The sequence below is a fragment of the Schleiferilactobacillus shenzhenensis LY-73 genome, from assembly GCF_000469325.1.
GTDB classification, from domain to species: Bacteria; Bacillota; Bacilli; order Lactobacillales; family Lactobacillaceae; genus Schleiferilactobacillus; species Schleiferilactobacillus shenzhenensis.
Genome location: NZ_KI271583.1, coordinates 235,670 through 246,146, shown reverse-complemented (window position 1 = coordinate 246,146; position 10,477 = coordinate 235,670). Strand labels below are relative to the sequence as shown.

Here is a 10,477-nt window from a genome sequence, read left to right as displayed (position 1 = left end):
GCCACGTTCCACGCCCAGCCAGCCGGAGGGCCCAAATCGCCGGGTCTCGCGAATCATATCCTGCTTCACGAGGCGGCAGTGCGAAGCACAACGCCGTACCGGCCCAAATCGCCGGGTATCGCGAATCTTTCTTCCCCATTCACAAAGAACTGGGCCATCCCTCACGATTGCGAAGGATGGCCCAGTTTTGTCGGTCTTATGACCGGTGCATCTTGAATTCCAGGAACTCGTCGTTGTACAGCCCCACGGTCTTCAGCCCCAGGTCTTCGTAAACCTGCAGCTTGCTGACGGTGTCCGCGTCGGGGTAGAACTGCTTGTCGTTGCGCACATCCTTCGGCAAGAGGGCCTTGGCCTTGGTGTTCGGCGTGGCGTAGCCAACGTACTCCGTGTTCTGAGCGGCGTTCTTCGGCTCCAGCATGAAGTTCAGGAACGCGTAGATCGCATCGAAGTGCTTGGCCGTTTTGGGAATGACCAAATTGTCGAACCACAGGTTGCTGCCTTCGGTCGGGACAACGTAGTGCAGGTGGCTGTTGTTGTCCAGCATCTCGCTGGCTTCGCCGGACCAGGTGACGGCCAGCGGCGCTTCGTTTTGGATCATGTACATTTTGATCTCGTCCGCGACGATGGCTTTCACGTTCGGCGCCAGTTTATCCAGCTCGGTCCGGGCATGGGCAATTTTGGCCGGTGAGCGGGTATTCATCGAATCGCCGTTTCGCACCAGAGAGAAACCGAGAATGTCCCGGGCACTATCCACCAGCATGATGCTGTGGTGCCACTTGGGATTCCACAGGTCGGACCAGTGCTGCATTTCTGACGCCTTGACGAACTTATCGTTATAAATAATACCCAGCGTCCCCCAGAAGTAAGGGATAGAGTACTTGTTGCCGGGGTCGAAGCTCTTGTTGATGAAGTCGCTGCCGATGTTGTTCATCCCCTTAAGCTTGCTGCGGTCCAGGGGAATGAGCAGGTGCTCTTTCTTCATTTTTTCGATGGTGTAATCGCTGGGGACAGCCAAATCGTAACTGGTACCGCCCTGTTGAATCTTGGTCAGCATCGCTTCGTTGCTGTCGAAGGTCTCGTAATTCACCTTATAGCCGGTTTCTTTCTCAAACTTCTTGATCAGCGACGGATCGATGTAGTCGCCCCAGTTGAACAGATTCAGCGTTTTCGCCCCAGAATCGCCCTGGGCGCTTTCTAACCGGCTCACGCCCACTTGCAGCAGAATACAGGCGGCCACGATGGCGATGAAGAAGCTCATCAGTTTTTTCATGATTCACTCGCCTCGGCTTTCTTCCGGTTGCGTTCACTGACATTGGCTTGGTGCATCTGGATGAAGAAATAAATCAGCACCAGGGCGAGGGCAAAGATAAACATCAGGGCGGACAGGGCATTGATCTCCAGGGAGATCCCCTGCCGGGCGCGGGAATAGATCTCCACGGACAAAGTAGCGAAGCCGTTACCGGTGACGAAGAAGGTGACGGCGAAGTCGTCCAGGGAATAGGTAAAGGCCATGAAGTAACCGGCCACGATGCCGGGGGTGATGAAGGGCAGAATGACCCGGTTCAAGACCTGCGGCCCGCTGGCCCCTAGATCATAAGCGGCATCGATCAGGGCCTGGTCCATTTCCTGGATACGCGGCAGCACCATGAGCACCACAATGGGGATTGAGAAGGCAATATGACTGGCCAGCACCGAGCCGAAGCCCAGGCTGAGGCCCAGCATCGTGAAGAGGATCAGGAACGACGCCCCGATGATCACGTCCGGAGACACCATCAGAATATTGTTCAACGACAGCATGATATTCCGGTTGCTCATCCGCTTGGTGCCGGCGATGCCCAGCGCACCCATGGTGCCCACAATGGTGGCAATCAAGGAAGAAAGCAGCGCCAGCAGCAGCGTCTGCAGCACGATCTGAATCAGCCGGGTGTCGGCGAAGAGGGTCTGGTAATTCGCCCAAGTGAAATGTTTGAAGGTGTTCATCGTGGTGCCCGTGCTGAAGGAGAAATAGATCAAGTACGCAATGGGCAGGTAGAGCACCAAGAAGACGAAGACCAAATAGAGGCGGCCGAGGTTATTTTTCTTTTGCACCGGTACCGATCTCCTTTCTCTTATGATGCCGTTCGCCCGTGACCGCCATGCTCAGGAACATCATGACGATCAAGACCACGCCGATGGTCGAGCCCATACCCCAGTTCATGGTGGTCAGAAAATGCTCCTCGATGGCGGTGCCCAGGGTAATGACCCGGTTCCCGCCGATCAGCCGCGTCAGCATGAACAGCGACAAGGACGGGATGAAAACAGCTTGAACACCGGCGACGATGCCCTTGCGGGTCAGCGGCAGGAGCACCCGGGTCAGCGTCTGCCAGTTCGTGGCCCCCAGGTCGCGGCTGGCCGCCAGCAAAGCCGGGTCGATCTCAGCGATGGCGTTGTAGATCGGCAGGATCATGAACGGAATCTCAATGTAGGTGGCCACGAAGATGAAACTGAAGTCCGTGAAGAGAATCTGCTTCGGACCGATGCCGATGAAGCCAAGAAACTGGTTCACCGAGCCATGCTGGCCGAAGATACCGATGAAGGCGTAAGCCTTGAGCAGCAGGTTGATCCACGTCGGCAGGATAATCAGCAGCAGCCACAAGTTCTTGTGCTTCAATTGATTCAGAAAGAGGGCCGCCGGGTAGCTGATCAGGACAGTCGCCACAGTGATGATCAATGCGTACCAGAACGAGTTCAGGGTCATCATCAGATACGTACTGGAAGTGAAGTACGTGGCGTAGTTGGCCAAAGTGAACTGGTGATCCAGATTAAAAAACGACTGGTAGATGATCAACGCGACCGGGGCAATGACGAAGAGAACGATCCAGAGCATGTAGGGAATGTAATAAATGCGTTTGGCCGTATTGCTCATGCGTGATCACTCCCCTTCGTATGTTTCCAGCCGAGCGTCGAAATCGGCTTCTTTTTCGTTGAAGCGCATCACGTGGATGTCCTCCGGTTCAAAGAACAAGCCGATGTCTTTATCCTCCTCCACCGGGTTCGTGGAATGGATCAGCCATTCGTTGTGGTCAGCGTCGTACGCCACGACTTCGAAGTGGTCGCCGCGGAACAGCTGGGAATCCACTTGGACGACCAATTTTCCCTTCTCCGGGGTGGTGACGTCCAGGTCTTCTGGCCGCAGGACCACTTCCACCGGTTCGTTGGGCTTCATGCCAGCATCGGCACACTCGAACCGTTTGCCCACGAATTCGACTTCGTAGTCCTTGATCATGGTGCCCTTGACGATATTAGATTCACCAATGAAGTCCGCGACGAAGTGGTTGATCGGTTCATCATAAATGTCCACCGGCGTGCCGTTCTGCAAAATTTCGCCAGCGTCCATGACGAAGATCTCGTCACTTAAGGCCAAGGCTTCTTCCTGATCATGGGTGACGAAGACGAAGGTGATGCCCAGCCGCTGCTGCAGCTCGCGCAGTTCGTACTGCATGTCCTGGCGCAATTTCTTATCCAGTGCGGACAACGGCTCATCCAACAGAAGCAGCACCGGTTCATTGATGATCGCCCGGGCAATGGCTACCCGCTGCTGCTGGCCGCCGGATAGTTCGTTGATCTCCCGGTTAGCCAGGTCTTGCAAGTGGACCAGCTTCAGGTTGTCCATCACCCGGGTCTCGATCTCGTCCTTGGGCACGTGCCGAATCGACAGACCAAAAGCAACATTGTCGAACACGTTCAGGTGCGGGAACAATGCATAATTCTGAAAGATGGTATTGACCTTGCGCTTGTTGGCCGGAATATTGTTCTGGGGCTGACCCTGAAACAAGACCGTGCCGCTGGTGGGCGAGGTAAATCCGGCGATGGTGCGCAGGATCGTGGTCTTGCCGGAACCAGAAGGCCCCAGCAGCGAGTAAAACTTGCCTTGATCCAGCGCAAAGTTGATATTTTTAAGTGCTTGAAAGTCCCCGAAGAACTTATTAACGTTTTTGAATTCGACAATGGGTGTCGCCATGAGTGAAAGAACTCCTCCCCTGGTATTTTTCTAACTTACAAATACGAATCTGTGGCGGTGATCAGCACCTGACACGGTCCGCTGCTGCGCAGCTGGTGGGGGGCGTCGGCCCGGTAGTACATCGACTCGCCGGCGCTGGCCACGTAATCCCGCTCCCCCAGATGCAAGGTGATACTGCCCTGGAGACAATAGATAAAGGTCTCTGCCGGTGACGGTGGGAAAGTCTTATAGGTGCCGGGGCCGGAGAAGGTCAACAGCACCGGCTCCATCTGCTTCTCGTTGGAATCCGGGACCAGCCAATGCAGCGTGTAATGCTGGGCCGTATCTTCATACACCGTTTGGGCGGCCGGCGTGTAAACGACCCGGGTCGGTTCGTCCGCCGTGGCGAAGAAAGCGGCGGGGGTGGTCCCTAATACCTCCAGTATGGCAAAGAACGTATCCAGGGACGGGGAGGACTGGTTATTTTCGAGTTGCGAAATAAACCCCTTGCTCAGATCGGTCCGTTCGCCCAGTTCTTCCTGGGTCAGATCCTTCTGAATGCGCAAATTACGGATGCGTGCACCAATATCCATGAGCCGCCTGCTTTCTAAGCATCAGTTACGTAGAACTAAACCAAAAGTTTAGTACACGGACCATTATACGGACCAGGGGATGAAGTGCAAGCAAAAAGGCCGAAAAGATTCGTCTACGCGGCCTACTTCCGTTATAATGATAATGATTATTGATTAGCAGAAAAGAGCGGCCGCCATGTCGACCTATCAAGCATTAGAATTCACCGGTGAGTCTGACCAGCCGTGGCGCTGGACCGCCCGTCCCCGGCCGAATGCCAGCGAACTGGCTACCGATGAGGTCTTGGTGCAAGTTCAGTACAGCCGCATCAACCATAAGGACCGGCTGGCGCTCACTCCAGCCAGCCGGGTCATCGCTGCGGACCGCTATCCGCTGGTGGGCGGGATCGATCTGGCCGGCGTGGTGGCCGCGTCGAATCAGCCCGTCTGGCCCGTGGGCACCGCCGTTTTGGCCACCGGCTTCGACCTGGGCGTTGCCCGGCCCGGCGGCTTTGCCCAATATGTCCGCCTGCCTGTGCGCTACCTGACCCAGCGGCCCGCCGAACTCACGGCGGCGGACGCCATGGCCTTGGGGACCGCTGGGCTGACCGCGGCGGCGGCCCTCACCGAGATGTTTCGGGTGACTGCCCTCACCGACAAGAATGCCCCTATCTTGATCACCGGCGGCCACAGCAGCGTGGCCCAAATTGCGGCTGCCAGCCTGGCCCGCCGGCATTACACCAACGTCACCGTGAGCGTCACCCACGACTGGCCAGCGCCCGCTCACGCACTGGCCCACGCCAAATACGCCGCCGTCCTGGATACCGTCGGCGGCGACGCGTTAAGTGTGATATTACCCCAGGTGCAGCCCGGCGGGATGGTGGTGGCCGTGGGCAACCTGGGCCAGGCCGCGCTGAACACCACGGTCTTTCCGTTCATCCTTCGGGGTATTCGTCTGCAAGGTGTCGATTCAGTCCACTTGGCCCCAGCCGACCGGGGAGAACTCTGGCAGCTGCTGGCCACCAATTTGCGGCCGACGCCCTTCCCCCGCTATACAACGATTCCGTTTGACCGCTTGCCCGCCGCATTGACGGCGCCAGCCCGGGGCCTAACCGTCGTCGCGATTGCTTAAGGCCAAGTTCTCCGCAAAGTTGATCTGCTGGCGCAGCGTCGTCGCCGTCTCCGGCGTCACCCGCCCCGCCTCTAAGAGTTCCTGCACAGCGCTCCGTTCAGCGGCCAAGGCCGTCTGGCGGAGCGCTTTGAGCTGGTCCGGCAGCTGCTGGTTGCGCGGTGCCGACAAGCTCTTCAACTGAGCGATGCGCCCGCGATACGCGGTGATCACTTCGTAGATGCTTTGGGGAGAAATATGGGCCGTCGCAAACTCAGGCGCTTTGGTCACCTGGGAGATGCCTTTGATCGCCCCTTTGGCCAGCTCCCGTTCCACGAACAGCTGCTCATTAAAGAAGGGGTGGGGGCTGGCGACATTATTGCTGGCGCTCAGCCGGGTCCGCAGCTGCAGGTAGCGGGCTTGCAGCATCCGCACAAGTTTATGCCACGGCTTGTATTGATTCGTCAGCATCGCCTGGTAGTCCCGTTCCCGAGCCTGGAGCTGGGTCACATTGTGCTGATACGTACCGGCTTGAATCAGGTTGGCCTGCCATAGTTTGTCCAGTGCCGCCCGCTCCTGCTGGACCCCGATGATCCGCAGACGCAGACTCTCCGCCAGCAGCGGCGACACGACTTTGCCGCCGTTGGGCTGACGCAGCTGCTTCAGCCGCCGTTCGTAATCGTTGATCATGGCCAGCACCGCCCGCTGATTATCTTGGCGCCGCTCGCTTTCTAACGCCGTGATGGCCACGCGGTAGGTATAGGCCTGCGCCTGGCTGAGCGAAATCGTCTGACCGGTCTTGGCCGTGGCGTCTGCTGCCTCATCCGCCGTGTTCACCGAGCTGCCCCGGGACCGGAACAGCCCGCTCCCCGGAGACAGGATCGGCAGCAGAATGGCGGCCATCACCAGACTGAGGATAACGATCCCTGCCGCCACAAACAGCAGCAGCGCCCGTTCAGGGAACGGCTGGCCGCCGCGAATGGTCAAGGGCAGGGAGAAAACGGCGGCCATGGAAATGGCCCCGCGGACCCCTGACAGACCGCTCAACAGGGCCGTGCGCCAGCTGGGCCGGCTTTTCTTCCCGGACCGCCAGGTATGCAGCAGGGCTGCGCCGTAAGTCCACAGCGCCCGGATGACCACCAGCATCAGCCACATGGCAAAAGCGATGCCTACTGCATTCCAGGTGTTGATCCCCGGATCGGCCACAGCGTCGCCGAAGGCCACCGGCAGTTCAATGCCCAGGATCAAGAAAACCATACCGTTGAGCAAGTACACCGCCAACTGCCACGTGCGCTGGGTGACGATGCGCAGTTCGGGCTGGGCGGCAAAGTTCACTGCCCGCTGGGAAGCAAAAATACCGGCCACGACCACGGCAATAACGCCCGAGGCATGGAACCCTTCTTCCGCCGTTAAGTAAACGACGAAAGGAATCAGCAGCGAGACGATGGTGTGCAGCAGCACGTCCGAGATACCATGGTCCAACAGAAAGGTCTGCCCGGCCCGGAACAAAAAGGCCAGCACCAAACCCACGATGGCGCCAACGATACTAATATAGAAAAAGTCGAGCACGGCTGCGCCGGGGTGAAACACGCCGCTCACGGTGGCGGAGACCCCGTACTTGAACCCAATCAGCCCGCTGGCATCATTGATCAAACTTTCCCCGGCCACCAGGTGCAAGATGTAATCCGGCAGCTTGGCCCGGCGGGCGATGGATTCCACGGCGATCGGGTCGGTGGGCGACATAATGGCCGTGAAGGCCAACGCTGCCGCCAGCGGCACCGTCGGCAGCAGCCAGTGGAAGAACAGGCCGCCCACCAGGGTGGCAAAGAAGACCAGCAAGATGGCGTTGGCAATGATCGGCCCTTTCAGTTCCCACAGCTGGCGCTTAGGAAAGGTCGACCCGTCGTTATAGAGCAGCGGGGCAATGAACAGCAAGGTAAACCAGTCAGACTCCAGCGGGATCTTCACCGCAAAAAAGAGCGCCAGCACCAAGCCGACGACGATTTGAATCAAACTGATGGGCACGTCCACCAGGTAATGACTGAGGATGTTCGACAACACCACCAGTCCCACCAGCAGAATGACCCCTTCGATCAGTGCAATCTGCATGGCTGGCTGCTCCTTTCTCCCCTAGTCTTGGTCTTCCTCCGGTGCTTCGCCGATGATACGCACTTCCGGCTCCAAGCGAACGCCGAAGTCGGCCCAGACGGTCTGCTGAATCAGCTGGATCAAGGCCAGATAATCCGACGCCGTGGCGTGGTCGATGTTGACGATGAAGCCGGCATGTTTCTTAGACACTTGGGCACCGCCGATCTGCTTGCCCTGCAAGCCGGCCTTGATGATCAGCGGGCCGGTATAGTGCCCCACCGGCCGCTTGAAGACGCTGCCGCAGGACGGGTATTCCAGGGGCTGTTTGGCCGCCCGCAACGCGTTGAAGTGGTCCATCTTGGCCCGAATATCGGCCTTGATCCCGCGAACCAAGTGGAAGCGGGCAGTGAGCACGATGCCCTCATTCTCCTGAATCAGACTATGCCGGTAAGAAAAGTGCAGGTCGGCGCCCGCTGCCCGGTGCTGATGGCCGGCCCGGTCCAGATAGGTGATGGCCGCCGCCACCTCATCGATCTGACCGCCATAGGCGCCGGCGTTCATAAAGATGGCGCCGCCGACACTGCCCGGGATACCGGCCGCAAATTCCAGTCCGGAGAGTCCCGCGCGATAAGCCGTCTCGGCCACGTCAATGATGCGGGCACCGGCTTCGGCGACGATATCTGTCCCCTCAACCCGAATCTGGTCCATTTTCGTTAATATCAAAACGAGGCCGCGAATACCACCGTCGCGGACAATGAGGTTAGAGGCATTACCGACGATCGTCAAGGGAATGCCATGGTGCTGGGCCAGCTGGACCAGCTGCATCGTCTCTTGGTGGGTGCGGGGAAAAATCAGCCAATCCGCCCGACCGCCTGTTTTCGTAAAGGTATATTTCGACAACGGTTCATCGCGCAGCGGCGCAAAGCCGGCGTCCGTCAGAACATCAGAAAAATCAACGTCAACGAGCATGGAGAATCACCTATTCTTTAAAGTGCGGACGCTACTGTCCGTGTGGCTCTAGTTTAGCACATCCGGGCGTTTGCGCCTTTACGCTCCCGCCTGAAATAAGGTATCCTTAGAGCGAGGTGAACATGATGAAACTGATCTCCTGGAACGTGAACGGGCTGCGGGCTGTTTTGAAGAAGGGCTTTTTGGCCACTTTTACAGCACTGGATGCCGATATTTTTTGTATTCAAGAAACGAAGATGCAGGCGGGCCAGGCCGAGGTCAACACGCCGGGCTACCACCAATATTTCAATTATGCCGAGCGCAAGGGCTACTCCGGAACGGCGGTCTTCAGTAAATACGAACCGCTTAACGTGACTTACGGCATCAAGCCATTCTTTGATGACGACGAAGGGCGGGTCATTACGCTGGAATTTCCCAAGTTTTTCCTAGTGACCTGCTACACGCCGAATTCCGGCGGCGAACTGAAGCGGCTAGACTTTCGGGCTGGCTGGGACGAAGCCTTCCGGGCCTATCTGACTGATCTGGATAAACGCAAACCGGTCATTTTTTGCGGCGACTTGAACGTCGCCCACGAAGAGATCGATATCAAGAATCCCACCACTAACCACCACAGTGCCGGGTTCACCGATCAGGAACGCGCCGGGTTCACCGTCTTGCTGAAGGACCGCTTCATTGATTCTTTCCGCCACTTCCACCCGACCAAAGTGGAATACTCATGGTGGAGCTATCGTTTCGCCGCCCGCAGCCGTAATGCCGGCTGGCGCATCGATTATTTCTGCTATTCCCAGCGTCTGCAGCCGGAGATTACCGACGCTCAAATCTTGACGACGATTCTGGGCAGCGACCACTGCCCCGTCGAACTGGACACCACGGATGCCCTGCTGCCGGACCAGCCTGCAAAGGAGGACGCATGAACTTCACCGCCATGGACTTCGAGACAGCCAACGCCCGCCCCGACTCGGCGCTTTCTTTAGCGCTGGTCGTGGTCCGGGACAGCCAGATCGTCGATTCTTTTTATACATTAATCAAGCCCCAAAGCAAGCTGGATTGGCGCAACACCAAGATCCACGGAATCCATACAGCTGACGTCGCTGATGCCCCGACCTTCGCTGACGTGTGGCCGCACATCGCCCACTTCTACACCCCCGACAAACTGGTCGCGGCCCACAACGCGGGCTTCGACAGCCGCGTTTTGCAATCCACCTTAGCGAGTTACGGCATCCCCGTCCCCCGTTACCTGCTCATCGACACGGTGCGCACCTCCCGCCGGTTCTACCCGAACATGCCCAACCACAAGCTGAACACCGTCGCGGCCGGCCTCGGCCTCGACCTGCGCCAGCACCACAACGCCCTCGCCGACAGCATCGCCTGCGCCCAGATCCTGCTGCAGGAAGAAGCGGCGTTCGGTGACGATGCCTTGAAGAAGTTTGTGAAGCTAGTGTAAGGGAGAAAGGGCGGCTGTTTGGAACACCAACCACCATCTCAATCGTCAGCAAAAAGGCTGGGCCAAATTTGGCTCAGCCTTTTTTTATTGTGTATTGGAAAATGGTTCGTCGTACCCGGCGATTTGGGCCCAAATCGCCTACATCCTACCCGATCGTAATTTCTTGGCGCTACACACATTAGCCGGTGGCCCACCGCCGGGTTCGGCTTAGTACTCAGAGGAGTTGCCCTAACTTCGTTACGAGCAGGACAGTTCCGGTCTCCAAGAATGTAGGGTGACGGAGGGCGGAGCATATTGGGGCTCAGCTGTGAAATTGGGGA

The 10,477-nt window shown here is 57.9% G+C and carries 10 protein-coding genes; 3 read left to right on the top strand and 7 right to left on the bottom strand.

Annotated features, from left to right (window positions below):
* Positions 1-196: 196 nt before the first annotated feature.
* Genes L248_RS03220 through L248_RS03200 form a run of 5 tightly spaced genes read right to left on the bottom strand, consistent with a single transcriptional unit; the run spans position 197 to position 4,572 of the window.
* Positions 197-1,270 carry an ABC transporter substrate-binding protein gene (locus L248_RS03220; RefSeq protein ID WP_022528634.1) on the bottom strand — a complete coding sequence of 358 codons (1,074 nt, stop codon included), beginning with the start codon at positions 1,268-1,270 and terminating at the stop codon, positions 197-199.
* Positions 1,267-2,088, bottom strand: a complete 822-nt coding sequence (locus tag L248_RS16495) for an ABC transporter permease (RefSeq protein WP_022528633.1) — start codon at positions 2,086-2,088, stop codon at positions 1,267-1,269. The genes L248_RS03220 and L248_RS16495 overlap by 4 nt, the downstream gene beginning before the upstream one ends.
* Positions 2,072-2,905: an ABC transporter permease gene (locus L248_RS03210; protein WP_022528632.1), complete on the bottom strand. Its 834-nt coding sequence runs from the start codon at positions 2,903-2,905 to the stop codon at positions 2,072-2,074. The genes L248_RS16495 and L248_RS03210 overlap by 17 nt, the downstream gene beginning before the upstream one ends.
* A gap of 6 nt (positions 2,906-2,911) precedes the next feature.
* Positions 2,912-4,000, bottom strand: a complete 1,089-nt coding sequence (locus tag L248_RS03205; RefSeq protein WP_022528631.1) for an ABC transporter ATP-binding protein — start codon at positions 3,998-4,000, stop codon at positions 2,912-2,914.
* 35 nt (positions 4,001-4,035) lie between these two features.
* Positions 4,036-4,572, bottom strand: a complete 537-nt coding sequence (locus L248_RS03200) for a helix-turn-helix domain-containing protein (protein ID WP_022528630.1) — start codon at positions 4,570-4,572, stop codon at positions 4,036-4,038.
* A 175-nt stretch (positions 4,573-4,747) separates the two neighbouring features.
* Here L248_RS03200 and L248_RS03195 point away from each other — a divergent pair, with 175 nt between their 5' ends.
* Positions 4,748-5,680: an alcohol dehydrogenase catalytic domain-containing protein gene (locus tag L248_RS03195; RefSeq protein ID WP_022528629.1), complete on the top strand. Its 933-nt coding sequence runs from the start codon at positions 4,748-4,750 to the stop codon at positions 5,678-5,680.
* Here the strand turns inward: L248_RS03195 and L248_RS03190 are convergent.
* Together L248_RS03190 and murB are read right to left on the bottom strand one after the other, a co-directional pair.
* Positions 5,657-7,765 carry a cation:proton antiporter gene (locus L248_RS03190; RefSeq protein WP_022528628.1) on the bottom strand — a complete coding sequence of 703 codons (2,109 nt, stop codon included), beginning with the start codon at positions 7,763-7,765 and terminating at the stop codon, positions 5,657-5,659. The genes L248_RS03195 and L248_RS03190 overlap by 24 nt on opposite strands.
* A 21-nt stretch (positions 7,766-7,786) precedes the next feature.
* On the bottom strand, positions 7,787-8,713 hold the full coding sequence (gene murB, locus L248_RS03185) for a UDP-N-acetylmuramate dehydrogenase (protein WP_022528627.1): 927 nt from the start codon (positions 8,711-8,713) through the stop codon (positions 7,787-7,789).
* A gap of 125 nt (positions 8,714-8,838) precedes the next feature.
* Here murB and L248_RS03180 point away from each other — a divergent pair, with 125 nt between their 5' ends.
* Together L248_RS03180 and L248_RS03175 are read left to right on the top strand one after the other, a co-directional pair.
* Complete coding sequence (locus L248_RS03180; protein WP_040534567.1) at positions 8,839-9,627, top strand: exodeoxyribonuclease III; 789 nt, start codon at positions 8,839-8,841, stop codon at positions 9,625-9,627.
* Positions 9,624-10,157: a 3'-5' exonuclease gene (locus tag L248_RS03175; protein WP_022528625.1), complete on the top strand. Its 534-nt coding sequence runs from the start codon at positions 9,624-9,626 to the stop codon at positions 10,155-10,157. Before L248_RS03180 ends, L248_RS03175 begins: the two co-directional genes overlap by 4 nt.
* Positions 10,158-10,477 lie beyond the last annotated feature (320 nt).

What these genes read in the sequence shown, in the direction of transcription:
- L248_RS03220 (WP_022528634.1), bottom strand. Translation starts at nt 1,270, where the DNA reads ATGAAAAAACTGATGAGCTTCTTCATCGCCATCGTGGCCGCCTGTATT.
- L248_RS03210 (WP_022528632.1), bottom strand. Translation starts at nt 2,905, where the DNA reads ATGAGCAATACGGCCAAACGCATTTATTACATTCCCTACATGCTCTGG.
- L248_RS03205 (WP_022528631.1), bottom strand. Translation starts at nt 4,000, where the DNA reads ATGGCGACACCCATTGTCGAATTCAAAAACGTTAATAAGTTCTTCGGG.
- L248_RS03200 (WP_022528630.1), bottom strand. Translation starts at nt 4,572, where the DNA reads ATGGATATTGGTGCACGCATCCGTAATTTGCGCATTCAGAAGGATCTG.
- L248_RS03195 (WP_022528629.1), top strand. Translation starts at nt 4,748, where the DNA reads ATGTCGACCTATCAAGCATTAGAATTCACCGGTGAGTCTGACCAGCCG.
- L248_RS03190 (WP_022528628.1), bottom strand. Translation starts at nt 7,765, where the DNA reads ATGCAGATTGCACTGATCGAAGGGGTCATTCTGCTGGTGGGACTGGTG.
- murB (WP_022528627.1), bottom strand. Translation starts at nt 8,713, where the DNA reads ATGCTCGTTGACGTTGATTTTTCTGATGTTCTGACGGACGCCGGCTTT.
- L248_RS03180 (WP_040534567.1), top strand. Translation starts at nt 8,839, where the DNA reads ATGAAACTGATCTCCTGGAACGTGAACGGGCTGCGGGCTGTTTTGAAG.
- L248_RS03175 (WP_022528625.1), top strand. Translation starts at nt 9,624, where the DNA reads ATGAACTTCACCGCCATGGACTTCGAGACAGCCAACGCCCGCCCCGAC.